The following is a 17827-nucleotide window of genomic DNA, read 5'->3' as shown; positions in this document are numbered from 1 at the left end:
ACTCAGCCGGCGGCGACGTCTTCGAGGGCGGCGACGGCGTCCGCGGCGAACGCATCCGCTCCGGCGTGATCGTGAGCGGTCACCGTCACCACCGCGTCGCCGAGGAACAGCAGCAGCTGGCCGTGGGCCCCGTGCAGCCGCCACGCCCGCCCCGGACCCTGCCAGCCCGCGAGCGCATAGCGGTCGTAGCCCGGGTTGACGCCCGCGACGACGCCGTCCTCGTGCATGGCGTCGATCCACTCCGGGGCGACCAGTCGACGACCCTGCCAGGAGCCGCGATCGCGGATGAGCAGCCCCAGGCGCGCGACCTCCTCGGTGCGGAGCGGCAGGCCGCCACCCGCCTCGATGCGTCCGTTCGGGCATCGCGACCAGACCACGTCCTCGATGCCGAGCGGGGCGAAGAGGCGCGTCGAGAGGTAGTCGCCGATGTCGCCCACGCGGGTCGCGAGGGCGGTCATCGCGGTATAGGTGCTCGCGTTGGAGTACTGGAACACACGCCCGCGCGAGGGCCGTCGCAGGAACTCGCGGGCCAGATCCGGCCAGTCCGTCATCAGCGTCTCGGACCACGGAAGGTCGATGCCGCTCGACATCGACAGCAGGTGACGCAGGGTGACCTGAGCGACACCGTCGCCGAGCTCGTGGTCCGGGAGGAGGGTGGCGACGGTGTCGTCCAGGCGGATCAGTCCGTCGGCGGCGGCGATGGCCGTGGCCAGCACGCAGACGCCCTTCGCGATCGAGTGCACGTCCTCCCGGACGTCGGGTGCCCAGCGGTGACCTGCGGTGTCCTCGCCGATGCGCACGTGGAGCCCGTGCGCGGCGAACCCCTGGGAGTCGGCGATGGCGACGAGCCGGTCCCGGACCTCGGACGCGGGGTGGGCGGCTGTCATCGCGGACGCCGGGATCCGGTCGGATCGTTGCGGCGGCCTTCCCGCGACGCGAGCTCGGGATCGGTGAACAGCCACCGCGGCCGCGGCTCCACGAGCGGACGGAACACCCGCCGCACGGGCGTGGTCGCGAGCAGCAGTGCGAGGACCACCGAGAGCGCCGTGACCGCAGGGAGCCAGAACCAGGTCGGCTCGAGGTCACGCAGCACGCCGCTCTCCCGGAACGGGTAGAGCACGAACGAGTGCAGCAGATAGACGTACATCGTGTACTGGCCGAAGGTGGTCCACCAGTAGGACCCGCGGGGGATGAGGACGAAGAACGCGGCGCAGAGGACGACGGCGAGGAGCAGGAGCGCGAAACGGATGCCGCCGGCCCACCACTGGTCCCCGACGAGGTCGGAGTAGGAGGCCTCGTAGAACAGCCAATGCCGCAGATCGGTGGCCTGCCAGACGGGGAGCCAGTTCCACGCAGCCCACCCGGCGGTGCCGAGGACGGCGACGGCGGTGATCCGGACCCACCACGGGCGGAAGTCGAGGAGACGCAGGCGGTCGACGATGTTCCGCTCCCTGAGCCACCAGCCGAGGGCGAAGAAGGGCAGCAGGCCCAGGGTGCGCGAGAGCGAGAAGGTGCTGTCGACGTTCGGGAGATAGCCCGCGCCGACGGAGATGACCACCGTCCACAGCAACGGCCAGCGCAGCAGGGCGAGGTAGGGGAGGACGAGGCGGAAGATCCCGAGCGCGAGCAGGAACCAGAGCGTCCAGCTGGGCTGCGTCGGGTTCGGGGTGGTCTCTCCCTCCACGAGCCACTTGGTGAGCGTCCAGAGCGCCTCGAAGATGACGTAGGGGAGGATGATGTCGGTGATGACGCGGGCCATCTGCGTCCGGGTGGGGGAGCCCGACTTGGAGAAGTAGCCCGAGATGATGGCGAACGCCGGCATGTGGAAGGCGTACAGCGCCAGGTAGAGGGCGAAGGCGATGTCCGAGTCGTAGATGAGGCGCTGGATCGCGTGCCCCAGGACCACGAGGACGATGCAGGCGTACCGCGCGTTGTCCCAGAAGGGCACGCGTCGGCGTTTGCGGTCGACCGGCCCTGTGCTGGGCCCCGTCGTCCCGACTCCGGTGGTGCTCATTCTCCGAGGCTACCGGCCGGGAATAAAGTTGCCCTGCACGCGTTGACCCAATTACATTCAAATGAATAGAACCGGATGTCGAGCATCCGATTCGGAGAACACGGAGCAATCATGAGCGAGCAGTCAGGCGCGCAGGCGATGCAGTTCGGCATCATGTCGGTCAGCGACATCACCCGCGACCCCACCACGGGAGTCACCCCCAGCGAGCAGGAGCGGATCAAGGCGACGCTGGCCATCGCGACGCATGCCGAGGAGGTCGGACTCGACGTCTTCGCGATCGGCGAGCACCACAACCCGCCGTTCTGGTCGTCCAGTCCCACCACGTTCCTCGCCGCGCTCGCCGCACAGACCGAGCGGCTCATCGTCTCGACCTCGACGACGCTGATCACGACGAACGACCCGGTGCGCATCGCGGAGGAGTACGCGATGCTGCAGCACGTCTCGGACGGCCGCATGGACCTCATGCTCGGTCGCGGCAACACCGGCCCGGTGTACCCCTGGTTCGGCCAGGACATCCGCCAGGGGCTTCCGCTGGCGATCGAGAACTACGCGCTCCTGCACAAGCTGTGGCGCGAGGACGTCGTGGACTGGGAGGGCAAGTTCCGCACCCCGCTGCAGGGCTTCACCTCGACCCCGCGTCCCCTCGACGGCATCGCGCCGTTCGTGTGGCACGGCTCCATCCGCACACCCGAGATCGCCGAGCAGGCCGCCTACTACGGTGACGGGTTCTTCGCGAACAACATCTTCTGGCCGAAGGAGCACTACCAGCGCCTCATCGAGCTGTACCGTCAGCGCTTCGAGCACTACGGTCACGGCACGCGGGAGCAGGCGATCGTCGGTCTCGGCGGCCAGGTGTTCATGGCGGCGAAGTCGCAGGACGCGGTGAACCAGTTCCGCCCGTACTTCGACAACGCCCCGGTCTACGGTCTCGGTCCCAGCATGGAGGACTTCACCGAGATGACCCCGCTCACCGTGGGATCGCCGCAGCAGGTGATCGACCGCTATGCGGCGATGCGGGAGCACTACGGCGACTACCAGCGTCAGCTGTTCCTCATCGACCACGCCGGCCTGCCTCTGAAGACGGTGCTCGAGCAGCTGGACATCCTCGGTTCCGAGGTCGTGCCGGTGCTCCGCAAGGAGCTGGCGAAGGACCGCCCGTCCACGGTGCCCGACGCGCCGACCCACGCCGCGCGCGTGCAGGCGACCTACGGAGACGGACCCACCCGGCAGGCGCGTCCCGGCGCGAACCGCGGCGACAACCTCACCGGGGACTCGCCCTACCAGGACACGCCGGCTCCCGCGGGAGCCGCGTTCGGACTCGGCCGGAAGGAGGCCTGACATGACCACGCGTCGCATCGCCGTCGTCTCGGCGGGTCTCTCCAACCCGTCGTCCACCCGGATGCTCGCCGACCGACTGGCAGCGGAGACCGTGAAGGCGCTCGCGGAGCGCGACATCGAGGCCACGGTCGACGTGATCGAGCTGCGCGACCACGCGCATGACATCACGAACAACATGCTGACCGGCTTCGCGCCGCCTGCACTCGAGACGGCGATCAACACCGTCGTCTCGGCCGACGCGCTGATCGCGGTGACGCCGATCTTCTCCACGAGCTACTCCGGGTTGTTCAAGTCGTTCATCGATGTGCTCGACCCGGACGCGCTCACGGGGAAGCCCGTGCTGATCGGGGCGAACGCGGGGACACCGCGGCACTCGCTCGCGATCGACTACGCGATCCGTCCGCTGTTCGCCTACCTGCACGCCGAGGCCGTCTCCACAGGGGTCTTCGCGGCGTCGAGCGACTGGGGCGGCGCCGGAGACGATGTCGCACCGTTGGCGAAGCGCGTCGAGAAGGGGGCGAGGGAACTCGCCGAGGCGGTCGCGCGCCGGGAGGCTGCCACCGTCGTCGACCCTTTCGATCCCGCGACCTACCTGGGTGAGGGGCGCTCGTTCGGCCACATGCTCGGCGGTCTCGCCGGAGAGTGACAGGGAGCCTCTCGAGAGTGACATGCCCCGTGCCTTTCGGCGCGGGGCATGTCCGTGTCTGCGGAGAGGGATGCGGGAGCCGTGGACCGGCTCCCGCATCCGCACGGTCAACCGCTCTTGCGTCGGAACTCGCGCCGCGTCTGCGGGGCGTTGGCGGCGTGCACGGCGGAATCGCCGTCGAGGTGGGCCTCGCCCTGCCGGTGGTGCGCGTTCTTCTTCTCGAGCGCTTCCTTGAACTTGCGCTTCATGTCCTCCGAGGAGGAGCCGGCGCCTTCTTCGGTGCTCATGCTCCCGAGCCTAGGGCACGGCAGGAGCAGCGGCGAGTGTCACCGCTCCCGCCCTCGCGTGAGCCGGTCGACCCCGAGCCCGAGACCGACGGCCAGGGCGACCGACACCGGGACCGCGACGAGGGGGCCGCCGGGCAGCACCGCGGCGACGAGCGCGCCGATCGCGGCCTGGTATGCCGCCCACCCGGTCGCGGCGAGCGTCACGAGAGCCAGATAGCGGGGCGGGTGGATCCGGGAGGCGCCCGCCACGAGGTTCACGGCGAGCCGGGCGAACGGGACGAAACGAGCGGTGAACAGCACCGTGGCCGTGCCGCGGTCCAGCCGGTCGCGTGCCCAGCCGAGGGCCTGCTGCATGCGGCGGCCTCTCATCCAGCCCCAGCGCTCGGTGCCGACGACGCACCCGATCAGATAGCAGCAGGCGTCACCGAGCGCTGCCGCCCCCGCCGCGCAGAGCACCACCGCCCAGAGCGCGGGCGTTCCGGTCGTCATCGCGACCGCGCCGAGGGCTGTCACGGCGATCTCCCCGGGGACGACGACGAAGAACGCGTCCCCGAGCACGAGCAGGCTCATCGCGGCCAGGCTCCAGGGACCGGCGAGGACGTCAGCGAGCAGGTCTGTCGACACCCCGCCACCCTGCCCCGAGACGGTGAACGGGAACCAACGCGCGGATAGCCGGTGACCCGTGATCCAGCATCCGGTGAACATCCGGTGCTCGACGCCGGTTTCTCGCAGCGGGGGCGAGGTGCACCGTCATCCTGAGGGGGTGAGAGTCGCGATCGTCACCGAGTCCTTCCTTCCGCACATGAACGGCGTGACCGGATCCGTGATGCAGATCCTCCGCCATCTGGAGCGCCGAGGGCACGAGGCCTGTGTGCTCGCTCCCGCCGCCACGGGCATCCCGGAGCGGTTGCACGGTGCCCCCGTCACGGCGATCCGCAGCGTGCCGCTCCCCGGATACCGGGATGTCCGCGTCGGCGCGGCGACGACCCGTCGGATCGGAACGGAGCTCGGCCGCTTCCGCCCCGATGTCGTCCACCTCGCGTCGCCGTTCGCCCTCGGGTGGCGCGGGCTGCTCGCCGCAGAACGCGGCGGCATCGGGACGGTCGCGGCCTACCAGACCGATGTGGCCGCATACACGGAGAGGTATCGCGTCGCCGCGACGACCGGTATGGCCCACGCCCATATCGCACGGCTCCACCGGCGAGCGACCCTCACACTCACGCCGTCCTCCGAATCCGCGCACCAGCTGGGTCACCTCGGCGTCGACCGACTCCGATCCTGGGGGAGAGGGGTGGACGCGGAGCGCTTCCACCCCTCCCGGCGCAGCGACGCGCTCCGAGCGGAATGGGGAGCGGAGATCGTCATCGGCTACGTCGGACGCCTCGCCGCCGAGAAGCAGGTGGAGGATCTCGCCGCGCTGCACGGCATCCCCGGCGCCCGTCTGGTCATCGTCGGCGACGGGCCACGGCGGGACCGGCTGCAGGAACAGCTTCCCGACGCTCTGTTCCTCGGGAGGCTCGACGGGGATGCGCTCGCCACCGCGCTGGCCTCCTTCGACGTGTTCGTGCATCCGGGAGAGAGCGAGACGTTCGGCCAGACGCTGCAGGAGGCCCACGCGAGCGGGGTGCCCGTGGTCGCCACCGGTCGCGGAGGGCCGCTCGATCTGGTGAGGGCCGGCGTGGACGGCTGGCTCTACCGCCCCGGGGACCTCGCCGACCTCCGCCGACGCGTGACCGCTCTCGCCGGGGACGAGCAGACCCGCCGAGCGTTCGGGCAAGCGGGCTGGAGCGCTGTGCAGGGACGAAGCTGGGAGCACCTCGGGGATCAGCTCCTGGGGCACTTCGAGGAGGCGCGGGCGCTGCACGCCGTGGACAGCCGTCTGCGCGCTCGCCGCCTCGTCCGACCGGAACCCGCCGCGCCCGCCCCGTCGCGACGGTGGCGGCGGGTGGTCGCGCTCGGCGACTCCTTGACCGAGGGACTGTGCGACCCCGGGCCGGACGGTGCTCTCCGCGGGTGGGCGGACCGGCTCGCCCTGCTCCTCGCCGCGCGGGGCGGCCTCCACTACGCCAACCTCGCGGTCCGCTCGAAGCGCGTGGCCGACGTGTGCGGCCCGCAACTGGAGCGCGCACTGGAGCTCCGACCCGATCTGGTCACCGTGCTGGTGGGCGCCAACGATCTCGTGAAGCACCGTGCCGCCGTGCCGGCGCTCGCCGCGAGTCTGGAGGCCGCCGTGCGGAGAGTGCGCGCGACCGGGGCCGACGTGGTCCTGGTCACCCCGTTCCTCCCGGACCGACGCGCGGCGGCGCTGTACACCCGGCGCTTCTCCGCCTTCGCCACGGCCCTCGCGGGGATCGCTGCGCGGACCGGTGCGATCCTCATCGACACGGATCTGCATCCGGTGCTGGCGGAGCGGCAGCACTGGGGCGAGGACCTGGTGCACCTCAGCAGTCGCGGACACCGCTTCCTCGCCTATCGGGTCGCCGAGGTGCTCGGGGTGCCGCACGCGGACGCGCTCGGACTGCTGGATGCGGCCCTGCACGAGAACGAGCCGATCGGCCGCGCGGCCTGGTGGCGGCGGCACGCGCTGCCGTGGGTGTGGCGGCGACTCCACGGCCGTGCCGCGGGAGACGGCCGTCGGGCGAAGCACGACGACTACGTCTACGTGGGACGCTCCTCCGTCGAGCGTGACGCCAGCGTGGTCTGAGGGACGGCAGCCCTCAGCGTCGCCCCATCCCGCGGTACGTCCAACCGGCGGCTCGCCAGGCGGCGGCGTCCAGACAGTTCCGTCCGTCGATCACGATCCGGCCCCGCACGAGGCCGCCGGCGTGCTGCGGACTGAGCTCGCGGCGGTACTCGTCCCACTCCGTGACGACGACGACAGCGTCCGCGTCCCGCAGGGCCTCGTCCCTGGACGACGTGTATCCGAGCTGCGGATGCCGCGCACGGGCGTTCTCGATCGCCGCCGGGTCCGTCACCACGACATCCGCGCCGAGTCCGCGCAGCCGCACGGCCACCTCCAGCGCGGGAGAATCGCGGACGTCGTCGCTGAAGGGTTTGAAGGCCGCGCCGAGCACGGCGATCCTCCGCCCGAAGACCAGGCCGTCCAGGGCATCGACGACCAGACGCACGGCGCGATCACGCCGGCGGAGATTGATGGCGTCCACCTCGTGCAGGAAGGCGACGGCCTCGCCGCGGCCGAGCTCCTCGGCGCGGGCGGCGAACGCGCGGATGTCCTTCGGGAGGCAGCCGCCTCCGAACCCGATCCCGGAGCCGAGATAGCGGCGGCCGATGCGTGAGTCGTGGCCGAGGGCTTCGGCGAGGAGGGTGACGTCGGCACCGGCCGCTTCGGCGACCTCGGCCATGGCGTTGATGAAGGAGATCTTCGTCGCGAGGAAAGCGTTGGCGGCACCCTTGACGAGCTCCGCGGTGGCGAGGTCCGTGACCAGGAACGGGGAGCCCGCATCGATCGCCGCGGCGTATACGCGGCGGAGCAGGTCGACGGCGGCGGCACCCTCCGGGGTGTCATCGGCCCCCACCACCAGGCGGTCGGGGGTGAGCGTGTCGTGGACGGCCCAGCCTTCCCGGAGGAACTCGGGGTTCCAGGCGAGCGTCGCCCCGGTCTGCTCGATCCGACGGGCGAGGCGCGCGGCCGTGCCCACGGGGACCGTCGACTTCCCGGCCACCACCGCGCCCGGCCGCAGATGGGGGAGCAGCCCGTCGATCGCCGCGTCGATGTAGCGGAGGTCGGCCGCGGGACCGGAGGCGGACTGCGGGGTGCCGACGGCGAGGAAGTGCACATCCGCCCCGGAAGCGGCCGCGGCATCCGAGGCGAAGCGCAACCGCCCGGATCGCAGCCCCGCGTCGAGGAGCTCGTCGAGGCCCGGCTCGAAGAAGGGCGCGGCGCCTGCGGCGAGGTCGGCCACCTTGCGCTCGTCCACGTCGATGCCCACGACGTCGTGACCGAGCGAGGCCATCGCCGCAGCGTGCACCGCTCCCAGATACCCGCAACCGATCACTGACATCCGCATGCGCCCAGCACAGCCGACCCGTCCCTCGCCCCGGCGGACGGGCGGTGAACGTCGGGTGACCGTGCGGTGTCGTGACCGAACCGCGTGGGGAACCCTCGGGACTGAGGGCGCACGCTGGTAGTGTGGTCGAGGGTGACCCCGGTCATCCGACAATTTCACATCGACTCATGGAGCGATCGGCGGAGAAGCTGGTCCCCTGTGGTGGGTTCCTCGGCACACGTCGGGTGGCTTTCTACTGGTGGCCAGCGCAGGCGAGATTCGCGGGAGTGCCCGCGCGCCCGAACCCTTCCGTTCCGCTCCTTTGAACATGCTCGCGCGTCACACGGATTCGCGAGTCTAAACAAAGAAGGAGAGACCTCTTGGAAGGTCCTGAAATCACCGCCACCGAGGCCGTTCTCGACAACGGCCGCTTCGGCACCCGCACCATCCGCTTCGAGACCGGCCGCCTCGCGCAGCAGGCTCAGGGTGCCGTCGCCGCCTACCTGGACGGCGAGACCATGCTGCTCTCGGCCACGAGCGCGGGCAAGCACCCGCGTGAGGGCTTCGACTTCTTCCCGCTGACGGTCGACGTCGAGGAGCGCTCCTACGCCGCCGGCAAGATCCCCGGCTCGTTCTTCCGTCGTGAGGGTCGTCCCTCCACCGAGGCGATCCTGGTCTGCCGTCTGATCGACCGTCCGCTGCGTCCGTCGTTCGTCGACGGTCTGCGCAACGAGGTCCAGATCGTCATCACGGTCCTCTCGATCGCCCCGGGTGAGTTCTACGACGCCCTCGCGATCAACGCCGCCTCCGCGTCGACGCAGATCTCGGGTCTGCCGTTCTCGGGCCCCGTCGCCGGTGTGCGCCTCGCGTTCATCCCCGGTCACGGCCAGCACGAGGACCAGTGGGTCGCGTTCCCGACCGCCGAGCAGGTCTCCGAGGCCGTGTTCGACCTGATCGTCGCCGGTCGCGTGGTCACCAAGGCCGACGGCTCCGAAGACGTCGCGATCATGATGGTCGAGGCCGAGGCGACCGAGGGCAGCTGGAACCTGATCAAGGCCGGCGCCACCAAGCCCGACGAGACCATCGTGGCCCAGGGCCTCGAGGCCTCGAAGCCGTTCATCGCCCAGCTCGTCAAGGCGCAGGCCGAGCTCGCCGCCACCGCGTCGAAGGAGCCGGGCGTCTACCCGGTCTTCCCCGCGTACAGCGACGAGGTCTACGACTTCGTGTCCGAGCGTGCCTTCGCCGAGCTGAGCGACGTGTACCAGATCGCCGACAAGACCGAGCGTCAGAACGCCGACGACGCGATCAAGGACCGCGTCAAGGCCGAGCTCATCGAGGCCACCGAGGCGGGCTCGCTCCCGGCTGCGGCACCGCTGGAGTTCTCCGCGGCGTACAAGTCCGTCACGAAGAAGATCGTCCGCGGTCGCATCCTCACCGAGGGCACCCGCATCGACGGCCGCGGCCTGGCGGACATCCGTCCGCTCGACGCCGAGGTGCAGGTCATCCCGCGCGTGCACGGTTCGGCGATCTTCCAGCGCGGCGAGACCCAGATCCTGGGCGTCACCACGCTGAACATGCTCAAGATGGAGCAGCAGATCGACTCGCTGTCGCCCACGACGAGCAAGCGCTACATGCACCACTACAACTTCCCGCCCTACTCGACCGGTGAGACCGGCCGCGTGGGTTCGCCGAAGCGTCGCGAGATCGGGCACGGCTTCCTCGCCGAGCGCGCGCTCGTGCCGGTGCTGCCGAGCCGCGAGGAGTTCCCGTACGCGATCCGTCAGGTGTCCGAGGCGCTCAGCTCCAACGGCTCCACGTCGATGGGTTCGGTGTGCGCCTCGACCCTGTCGCTGCTGAACGCGGGTGTGCCGCTGCGCGCTCCCGTCGCCGGCATCGCGATGGGTCTGGTCTCCGACGACGTGAACGGCGAGACCCGTTACGCGGCGCTGACCGACATCCTGGGTGCCGAGGACGCGCTGGGTGACATGGACTTCAAGGTCGCCGGTACCAGCGAGTTCGTCACCGCCATCCAGCTCGACACGAAGCTCGACGGCATCCCGTCGTCGGTGCTCGCGGGCGCGCTGACCCAGGCCAAGGATGCTCGTCTGACCATCCTCAACGTCCTCAACGCCGCGATCGACGCGCCCGACGAGATGGCGCCCACCGCGCCGCGCGTCATCAGCGTCCAGATCCCGGTCGACAAGATCGGTGAGCTGATCGGCCCGAAGGGCAAGACGATCAACGCGATCCAGGACGAGACCGGTGCGCAGATCTCCATCGAGGAGGACGGCACCGTCTACATCGGCGCGACCGACGGCCCCTCGGCCGAGGCCGCCCGCGCCCAGGTCAACGCGATCGCCAACCCGACCAACCCGGAGGTCGGCGAGCAGTTCCTCGGCACCGTCGTGAAGATCGCCACCTTCGGCGCCTTCATCTCGCTGCTGCCGGGCAAGGACGGCCTGCTGCACGTCACCGAGGTGCGCAAGCTCGCCGGTGGCAAGCGTGTGGAGAACGTCGAGGACGTGCTCTCCGTCGGCCAGAAGATCCTCGTCAAGATCACGAAGATCGACGACCGCGGCAAGCTGTCGCTCGAGCCCGTGCTCGACGACGCACCCGCCGCGGACGAGGCTCCGGCCGAGGACGCCGCCGCCGAGTAGGACACGGTCGACACGGAACCCGGGTCCCTCCGTCGGGAGGGGCCCGGGTTCCGTCGTCTGATCCGTGATCGAAACGTTATGGGAAGTTTGCGCGCCGTTCCCCGGATTGGCCGGGACGCTCGCGCACGTCGCATACCCTCGAAGTACGCACCGGGGGGTGCCGGAGAAGCAGTGATGTCGATCGGTCCAGCCGATCGCAGCGGGGGTGAGAGTATGCGGTTGTTCGGCGTAGGCGCAGGTCCCGACGCGGAACGCGTCGCGCTCGAGCACGAGGATCATCCCTCCGCCCCGATCCCCATCGTCGGCCCCGGTGTGGGGGAGTCCATCCGCACCGCCATCGGCGAGACCGGATACGAGACGTTCCCGTTGATGCTCGGCGCCGCGGAGTTCGGGTGGAACGTCGATCTCGAGACGAGCCACGGCATCCTCGATCGCTACGTGGAGTTCGGCGGCAACGCCATCCATACGGCGGACGGATTCTCCGGCGGTCGGAGCGAGCACATCCTCGGGCAGTGGCTGCGGTCGCGCGACCAACGGGAGCGCGTCGTCCTCAGCGTCCGCATCGGAGCGCATGCCGACAACCCCGGTCTGGGGTCGGTCAACCTCGTCCGCGCCGTCGAGGGGTCGCTCACCCGGCTCGGCGTCGAGCGCATCGACGTGCTGTACCTGGACGCCACGCTGGATGCGACCACCAACCTCGAAGACACGCTGGCCACGGTCGAGTGGCTCGTCGAGGCCGGGAAGATCGGCGCGCTCGGCGCGTACGGCTTCACCCCGGAGCGGCTGGTGGAGGCCCGCATCCTCGCGTCCGCAGGGTACCCGCGGATCACTGTGATCGACACGCCCTACAACCTCGTGCGGCGGCAGCCGTTCGAAGGCGATCTGCGGCTCGTGGCCGGCGCGCAGAACCTCGCGGTCACGCCCTCCCATGCGCTGGAGCACGGGTTCCTGTCCGGGCGCCACCGCACCAAGGCGCTCGCGTCACGAGGCGTCCGCGGAGAGCAGTTGCGAGGGAATCTCAACCGCCGCGGTACGAAGGTGCTGCGCGCGCTGGATCAGGTGGCCGCCGAACTGGCAGTGCCGGTGGCCGCTGTGTCCATCGCCTGGCTGCTCGCGCAGCGCACGGTCGCCGCGCCGATCGTGAACACATTCGCGACCGACCATGTCGACGAGCTCATGCAGGGCGCCGGTGTGACGCTGTCCCGGGCGCAGGTGGCCGACCTCACCCGCGCGGGCGCCTGAGCTTCCGCTGCCCGTGACATAGGGTGGAAGAGGAAGACCGGCGAATGCTGGCGATGAGGCGAGCGAGCGAGTTGTGACGCACTACATATATCTGGTCAGACACGGTGAACATCAGGATGCCGAGCACGGTCTCGCCGACGGACCCCTTTCGCCGCGCGGCCAGCGGCAGGCGGAGCTGATCGCGGATCGGCTGTCCGGGCTCCCGCTCGACGCCGTGTGGCATTCGCCGCTGCTCCGCGCGGCCGAGACGGCGAGATCGATCGCCGGTCGCCTCCCGTCCGTGGACCCCGCGCCGTCCGCTCTGCTGTTCGACTGCGTGCCCACGGGGATGACAGAGGAGACCCCGGCGGTGTTCGAACCGTTCTTCGGCTCGGTGACCGAAGCCGAGATCGAGGCCGGTCGCGCCCAGATGTCCGACGCCGTCAACGAGTTCCTCGTGCGGAAGACCGGAGACGTGCACGAGGTGCTCATCACACACAACTTCGTGATCTCGTGGTTCGTGCGCGAGGTGCTCGCCGCACCCGACTGGCGGTGGATGACGCTGAACCAGTCGCACTGCGGACTGACGGTGATCGCCCAGAAGCAGGGTCGGCCGTGGACCCTGCTCACGCACAACGACACCGGCCACCTGCCGATGGAGTTGCGGACGGGGATTCCCGACGCGCTGTTGGTGTGATCACCGTATCCGCGCGCCGTGGCCTCCGCTCGACGCCCGGAAAATAGACTGGACGCATGACCACGAAGGTAGCCCTCGTCGGCGGGACCGGAAAGCTCGGAACGATCATCGGCGCGGTGATCGGCGAGCTGGAAGGCTTCGAGGTGAGCCGGGTGCTGACATCGGCGAGTGACCTCTCGGAGCTCGCGGGAGCGGACCTCGTGATCGACGCGTCCACTCCGCAGATCAGCATCGATGTGGTCCGCACCGCCGTCGAGCACGGCCTCAACATCCTCGTCGCCACCTCCGGCTGGTCGGCCGAGCGGATCGCGCTCGTGCGGCCGCTGGTCGAGGCCGCTGACACCGGAGCGGTCTTCATCCCCAACTTCTCCCTCGGCTCCGTGCTCGGTTCGGCCCTCGCCGCGGCCGCCGCGCCCTACTTCGGCTCCGCGGAGATCGTCGAGGCGCATCGGGAGACCAAGGTCGACTCCCCGAGCGGTACCGCCGTCCGCACGGCGGAGTTGATCGCCGCCGCGAGGGCGTCCCAAGGCCCCGTCAGCGCCCCGCATGCGGATCAGCGCGCGCGGGGTCAGCAGGTCGGCAGCGTGCCCATCCACTCCCTCCGGCGGCCCGGGGTGATCGCGAAACAGGAGGTGATCCTGTCCGGACCGGGGGAGTCGCTCACGTTCACGCATGACACCACCGACCCGGCGCTGGCCTACGCGCCGGGGATCCGGCTGGCTGTGCCGTATGCGGCCACCGCGTCCGGAGTCGTGGTCGGTCTGGAGAACATGCTCGACATCGGCATCCGCTCGTGATGTCGCGGATCGGGGTCGCACTGATGGCGGCGGCCCTCCTGCTGTACCTCGCGGTCGCGGGCTGGCTCGCGGTCATGTTCCTGGCCGTCGGGACGCCGGTCTCCATCGGGATGGGCGTCACCCTCCTCGTGCTCGCCCCCGTCGGCGGATGGGCCCTGGTTCGCGAGATGCTCTTCGGTTTCGGAGCGGATCGTCTGGGGCGTCTGCTCGACGCCGAAGGCGGAATGCCGCCGGTCGAGACCGAGCTCACGCCCAGTGGCCGCATCGCCAGGAAGGACGCGGACGCGCTCGTCGCGCGCTACACGGCGGAAGCGGAGGCGGCACCCACGGACTGGCGTGCGCGCTACCGGCTCGGCGTCGTGCAGGATGCCGCGGGGCGCAGGAAGGACGCCAGGGCGAGCATCCGGCAGGCGATCAGCCTGTCCCGCGCCTGACGTCCACGGAGCTCAGGCGAGCGTCGCCTCGAGGGTGATCTCGATGCCTGCGAGAGCCTGGGACACCGGGCACCCGGTCTTGGCGCCCTCGGCGATCTCCTGGAACTTCTCCGGAGTCAGACCCGGAACCGTGGCGTTGACGTTGAGGTGGCTGCCGGTGATGCCGACGCCTGGCTTGAAAGTGACCGAGGCGCTGGTGTCGACGCGCTCCGGCGGGGTGCCGTTCTCGGCGAGGGCGTGCGAGAGCGCCATGCTGAAGCAGGAGGCGTGGGCCGCGGCGATGAGCTCTTCCGGCGTCGTGGTGGTGTCGCTGCCCTCGCTGCGGGACTTCCAGTCGATCGGGAACGTCCCCAGATGCGAGGAGGAGAAGGCGACCGTGCCGGAACCCTCCATGAGCGATCCGGTCCAGGTGGCGGCGGCTTCACTGGTGACGGGCATGGTTCCTCCGGTTCTGACGCCACCGGGGGAGCGGCGTCGCTTGGTCGCCAGCCTACCGAGCGACCCGGCCGTCGGAAACCGGGATCACGCGGTGCGGCGCGTTCTCCCGGTCAGCCCGACGCGCTGCAGCAGGAGGTAGAGCTGGCAGCCGAGACAGAATGCGAACACGGCGTTGAGGAAAGCGGCGAGGAACGCTGCGGCGGTGGCGATCGGAAGGGCCCACGGCACGCCGGCGAGGTGGAGCAGGAGGCCGAGCCCCACCACGACGAGGCCCACGCCTTGGGCGAACCGCGGGGGGCGGGGATCCTCCAGTTCGACGGGCGGCGCCAGGCGCGGACGGACGAGGCGGCGGTAGAGCACGCCCCACGGTGCGGTGGCCGGCGAGACCACTCCCCAGAGGAACAGCAGCGCGATCAGCGTCGCAAGGAGGAAGCCCGGGTCGAGCACGCGCGCGACGGGCCCCGCAGTGGAGACCGCCCAGCCGCCTCCTCCGATGAACGCGAACTCCGACGACGCCGTGAGCGCGAACCAGCGATCGGGGGTCCGCGCGGTGGAGATCCCGATGAGGGCGAAGAACGTCGCGACGGCGAGCAGGAGTGCGGTGATCCCGGCTGCGAAGCGGGGTCCGCGCGGATCGATTCCGGGGGGAGGGGTCATGATCTGCTCCAGGCGGGGTCTCGGACGGCGGCGAGGGCGTGGGTCAGGCTCTCGCGAGCGGGTATGCCCGCGAACCGCGCCCGGACGCACCCGGTGGCGTCGAGGACGAAGGTGGTCGGTGTCTGCAGCACACGGTAACGCGCCGAGAGATCCGGACGGTGCGTGAGATCGATCTCGAGGTGAGCAAGGCCGGCATCCACGGACGCGTAGGAGCCGAGAAGACGACGCACCTGGGGGCAGCGGGCGCATGTCTCCGTACTGAACTGCACGAGCGTCGCGGTGGCACCCAGCGCCGCGCCCTCCGCGTCGGCGGGATCGAACCGCAGGCCGCCGCCATCCCGGCGGCGGCCCTCTCTCCCGCGGAGCGCGAGGCCGACCACGGTGGCGAGTACCAGAAGCGCGGCCAGGGCGGCGAACGCGAGCACGGGGGACATAACCAGAGGCTAGAGCCGCGGCCGCAGAAGCGCCGCGATGTTTCGGTAGGTGACGAGAGCATCGCGCCGATGACACCGCCTTCGGGGCGACCGGGGCGGGTATCCTGACAACCATGAGCGCCGCTGTCCCGACTCCGTACGAAGACCTGCTCCGCGACGTGCTCGAGACGGGCACGCACAAGAGCGATCGCACAGGGACCGGGACCACGAGCGTGTTCGGGCGGCAGATCCGCTTCGATCTCGCGGAGGGCTTCCCCCTCATCACCACGAAGCGCGTCCACTTCAAGTCCATCGCGTACGAGCTGCTCTGGTTCCTGCGCGGCGATTCCAATGTCCGCTGGCTGCAGGAGAACGGCGTCTCGATCTGGGACGAGTGGGCGGACGAGGACGGCGACCTCGGCCCGGTGTACGGCGTCCAGTGGCGGTCCTGGCCGACTCCCGACGGCGGCAGCATCGATCAGCTGGCCGAGGTCATCGAGCAGATCCGGCGGTCACCGGACTCGCGGCGCCTTCTCGTGTCCGCCTGGAACCCCGCGGACATCCCGGACATGGCCCTCGCACCGTGCCACGCGCTGTTCCAGTTCTACGTCGCCGACGGCAAGCTCTCCTGTCAGCTCTACCAGCGCAGCGCGGACATGTTCCTCGGCGTGCCCTTCAACATCGCCTCCTACGCGTTGCTGACGATGATGATCGCGCAGCAGGTGGGGCTGGAGCCGGGCGACTTCGTCTGGACCGGCGGGGACTGCCACGTCTACGACAACCACGTCGAGCAGGTGCGCGAGCAGCTCACGCGAGAGGCCTACCCGTACCCGACGCTGCGATTCGCGCGGAAGCCGGACTCGATCTTCGACTACCGGTTCGAGGACTTCGTCGTCGAGGACTACCAGCACCACGCACCGATCCGGGCGGCGGTGGCGGTATGACCTGGGTGGGACTCATCTGGGCCGAGGCCGCCGGAGGCGTCATCGGTGCTGAGGGCGGTATGCCCTGGTATGTGCCGGAGGACCTGGCGCACTTCAAGGAGACCACGCAGGGCGCACCTGTCGTCATGGGACGGAAGACCTGGGATTCGCTGCCGGAACGGTTCCGGCCGCTCCCCGGGCGCGACAACATCGTCGTGACCCGCCAGCAGGACTGGGCGGCCGACGGCGCCCGCCGTGCGGCCACGGTGTCCGAGGCCGTCCGCGGCCAGGAGAAGGTGTGGATCATCGGCGGGGCGGAGATCTTCCGTCAGGTGATCGCCGACGCTGACCGGCTTGAGGTCACCGAGCTCGACCTCGAGGTCGCCGGCGACACGTTCGCTCCGCCCAAGACCGGATGGCGCGTAGTGGATGAGGGGGAGTGGCAGACCTCCCGCACCGGTATCCGGTATCGCTTCCTGAGGTACGAGCGCTGATGCCCACCGCACTGATCACCGGAGCCAGCGCGGGGCTGGGAGCCGAGTTCGCCCGTCAGCTGGCTCGTCGGCGCGCCGATCTCGTGCTCGTGGCACGCTCGGAGGAGTCGTTGTCGGCTCTTGCGACGGAGCTGCGCGGCGAGTGGGGAGTGGCCGTCGAGGTGCTGCCGGCCGACCTGTCCGAGGAGGACGGCGTCGAACGCGTCGCGGCACGGCTCCGCGACCGGGACGACCCGATCGACCTGCTCGTGAACAACGCCGGCTTCGGGCTGCCGCTGCAGTTCGCCGACAATGACATCGAGGACGAGGTGCGGCATCTGCGCCTGCACGTCGAGGCCTCCATGCGCCTCATGCACGCGGCCCTGCAGACCATGCGGGGGCGGGGCGGCCGGATCATCAACGTCGCCTCGGTCGCAGGTTTCATCTCTCGATCGACGTACTCCGCGTGCAAGGCCTGGCTCATCGACTTCAGCCGCTGGGCGAACACGGCCTACGGTCCGGACGGCGTGAGCGTCACCGCGCTCTGCCCCGGCTTCACGCACACGTCGTTCCACGAGCGGATGGGTCTCGCGGTCGGCGAGGAGGGCGTGCCGTCGTTCCTGTGGCTCGATGCCCGAGACGTCGTGCGCGAAGGCCTCCGGGACGCCGCGCGCGGGAAGTCCGTGTCCATCCCCTCGCTGCGTTACAAGGCCGTCGTCGCCGTGACGAAGGTGCTGCCCCGATCCCTCACCGCGGCGGTCGCGCGTCGGGGTCGGGTCTGACGGTTCCCGTCACCGTCCGCGGCAGCGGCATCCGACCCGATAC

The 17827-nt window shown here is 70.2% G+C and carries 19 protein-coding genes; 11 read left to right on the top strand and 8 right to left on the bottom strand.

Annotated elements, in window-relative coordinates; genetic code table 11:
- Positions 1–2: 2 nt before the first annotated feature.
- Together ACIGJI_RS03195 and ACIGJI_RS03190 are read right to left on the bottom strand one after the other, a co-directional pair.
- Positions 3–887: a serine hydrolase gene (locus ACIGJI_RS03195; RefSeq protein ID WP_363444357.1), complete on the bottom strand. Its 885-nt coding sequence runs from the start codon at positions 885–887 to the stop codon at positions 3–5.
- Complete coding sequence (locus tag ACIGJI_RS03190; protein WP_363444354.1) at positions 884–2014, bottom strand: acyltransferase family protein; 1131 nt, start codon at positions 2012–2014, stop codon at positions 884–886. Before ACIGJI_RS03190 ends, ACIGJI_RS03195 begins: the two co-directional genes overlap by 4 nt.
- Before the next feature lie 111 nt (positions 2015–2125).
- Here ACIGJI_RS03190 and ACIGJI_RS03185 point away from each other — a divergent pair, with 111 nt between their 5' ends.
- Together ACIGJI_RS03185 and ACIGJI_RS03180 are read left to right on the top strand one after the other, a co-directional pair.
- Positions 2126–3352 carry an LLM class flavin-dependent oxidoreductase gene (locus ACIGJI_RS03185; protein ID WP_366243884.1) on the top strand — a complete coding sequence of 409 codons (1227 nt, stop codon included), beginning with the start codon at positions 2126–2128 and terminating at the stop codon, positions 3350–3352.
- Between the two features lies 1 nt (position 3353).
- Positions 3354–3998, top strand: a complete 645-nt coding sequence (locus tag ACIGJI_RS03180) for an FMN reductase (protein ID WP_268776441.1) — start codon at positions 3354–3356, stop codon at positions 3996–3998.
- Between the two features lie 107 nt (positions 3999–4105).
- Here ACIGJI_RS03180 and ACIGJI_RS03175 read toward each other — a convergent pair whose 3' ends face one another.
- Together ACIGJI_RS03175 and ACIGJI_RS03170 are read right to left on the bottom strand one after the other, a co-directional pair.
- On the bottom strand, positions 4106–4285 hold the full coding sequence (locus tag ACIGJI_RS03175; RefSeq protein WP_136052140.1) for a DUF5302 domain-containing protein: 180 nt from the start codon (positions 4283–4285) through the stop codon (positions 4106–4108).
- Between the two features lie 39 nt (positions 4286–4324).
- Positions 4325–4909 carry a VTT domain-containing protein gene (locus ACIGJI_RS03170; RefSeq protein ID WP_363444351.1) on the bottom strand — a complete coding sequence of 195 codons (585 nt, stop codon included), beginning with the start codon at positions 4907–4909 and terminating at the stop codon, positions 4325–4327.
- A 139-nt stretch (positions 4910–5048) separates the two neighbouring features.
- Here ACIGJI_RS03170 and ACIGJI_RS03165 point away from each other — a divergent pair, with 139 nt between their 5' ends.
- A complete protein-coding gene (locus ACIGJI_RS03165; RefSeq protein ID WP_363444348.1) occupies positions 5049–6989 on the top strand; it encodes a GDSL-type esterase/lipase family protein in 1941 nt (646 codons plus the stop codon).
- Between the two features lie 13 nt (positions 6990–7002).
- On the opposite strand, the gene ACIGJI_RS03160 is transcribed toward ACIGJI_RS03165, so the two are convergent.
- A complete protein-coding gene (locus tag ACIGJI_RS03160) occupies positions 7003–8313 on the bottom strand; it encodes a UDP-glucose/GDP-mannose dehydrogenase family protein (protein WP_363444345.1) in 1311 nt (436 codons plus the stop codon).
- Positions 8314–8672: 359 nt separating this feature from the next.
- Here ACIGJI_RS03160 and ACIGJI_RS03155 point away from each other — a divergent pair, with 359 nt between their 5' ends.
- The 5 genes from ACIGJI_RS03155 to ACIGJI_RS03135 all read left to right on the top strand — a co-directional run bounded on the left by ACIGJI_RS03155 (position 8673) and on the right by ACIGJI_RS03135 (position 14098).
- Positions 8673–10949 (top strand): polyribonucleotide nucleotidyltransferase, encoded by a 2277-nt coding sequence (locus ACIGJI_RS03155; RefSeq protein ID WP_363444342.1) that lies wholly within the window; start codon positions 8673–8675, stop codon positions 10947–10949.
- Between the two features lie 213 nt (positions 10950–11162).
- The gene (locus ACIGJI_RS03150; protein WP_187664141.1) at positions 11163–12191 is read left to right on the top strand and encodes an aldo/keto reductase; all 1029 of its coding nucleotides are present in this window, start codon (positions 11163–11165) and stop codon (positions 12189–12191) included.
- A 73-nt stretch (positions 12192–12264) separates the two neighbouring features.
- A complete protein-coding gene (locus ACIGJI_RS03145; RefSeq protein ID WP_187663877.1) occupies positions 12265–12867 on the top strand; it encodes a histidine phosphatase family protein in 603 nt (200 codons plus the stop codon).
- Between the two features lie 56 nt (positions 12868–12923).
- On the top strand, positions 12924–13664 hold the full coding sequence (dapB, locus tag ACIGJI_RS03140; RefSeq protein ID WP_187663878.1) for a 4-hydroxy-tetrahydrodipicolinate reductase: 741 nt from the start codon (positions 12924–12926) through the stop codon (positions 13662–13664).
- Positions 13664–14098, top strand: coding sequence for a hypothetical protein (locus ACIGJI_RS03135; RefSeq protein ID WP_187663879.1), 435 nt, complete (start codon positions 13664–13666; stop codon positions 14096–14098). Before dapB ends, ACIGJI_RS03135 begins: the two co-directional genes overlap by 1 nt.
- Before the next feature lie 12 nt (positions 14099–14110).
- On the opposite strand, the gene ACIGJI_RS03130 is transcribed toward ACIGJI_RS03135, so the two are convergent.
- The 3 genes from ACIGJI_RS03130 to ACIGJI_RS03120 all read right to left on the bottom strand — a co-directional run bounded on the left by ACIGJI_RS03130 (position 14111) and on the right by ACIGJI_RS03120 (position 15627).
- Positions 14111–14536 carry an OsmC family protein gene (locus ACIGJI_RS03130; protein ID WP_259953991.1) on the bottom strand — a complete coding sequence of 142 codons (426 nt, stop codon included), beginning with the start codon at positions 14534–14536 and terminating at the stop codon, positions 14111–14113.
- Between the two features lie 84 nt (positions 14537–14620).
- Positions 14621–15193, bottom strand: a complete 573-nt coding sequence (locus ACIGJI_RS03125; RefSeq protein ID WP_363444339.1) for a DUF4395 family protein — start codon at positions 15191–15193, stop codon at positions 14621–14623.
- Entirely contained in the window at positions 15190–15627 is a 438-nt protein-coding gene (locus ACIGJI_RS03120) for a thioredoxin family protein (RefSeq protein ID WP_363444336.1), read from the bottom strand. The genes ACIGJI_RS03125 and ACIGJI_RS03120 overlap by 4 nt, the downstream gene beginning before the upstream one ends.
- A gap of 113 nt (positions 15628–15740) precedes the next feature.
- Between ACIGJI_RS03120 and ACIGJI_RS03115 the strand changes: the two genes are divergently transcribed.
- From ACIGJI_RS03115 to ACIGJI_RS03105, 3 genes are read left to right on the top strand one after another with little or no spacing between them, the layout of a single operon-like run.
- Positions 15741–16550, top strand: coding sequence for a thymidylate synthase (locus tag ACIGJI_RS03115; RefSeq protein ID WP_259953989.1), 810 nt, complete (start codon positions 15741–15743; stop codon positions 16548–16550).
- Positions 16547–17023 (top strand): dihydrofolate reductase, encoded by a 477-nt coding sequence (locus ACIGJI_RS03110; protein ID WP_259953988.1) that lies wholly within the window; start codon positions 16547–16549, stop codon positions 17021–17023. Before ACIGJI_RS03115 ends, ACIGJI_RS03110 begins: the two co-directional genes overlap by 4 nt.
- On the top strand, positions 17023–17784 hold the full coding sequence (locus ACIGJI_RS03105) for an SDR family oxidoreductase (protein WP_187663885.1): 762 nt from the start codon (positions 17023–17025) through the stop codon (positions 17782–17784). The genes ACIGJI_RS03110 and ACIGJI_RS03105 overlap by 1 nt, the downstream gene beginning before the upstream one ends.
- Positions 17785–17827: the final 43 nt, after the last annotated feature.

The sequence above is a fragment of the Microbacterium sp. NPDC064978 genome (assembly GCF_044543605.1).
Taxonomy (GTDB): domain Bacteria; phylum Actinomycetota; class Actinomycetes; order Actinomycetales; family Microbacteriaceae; genus Microbacterium; species Microbacterium meiriae.
The sequence above is the reverse complement of the archived record's forward strand: the minus strand, read 5'-3'. Positions and strand labels throughout refer to the sequence as shown.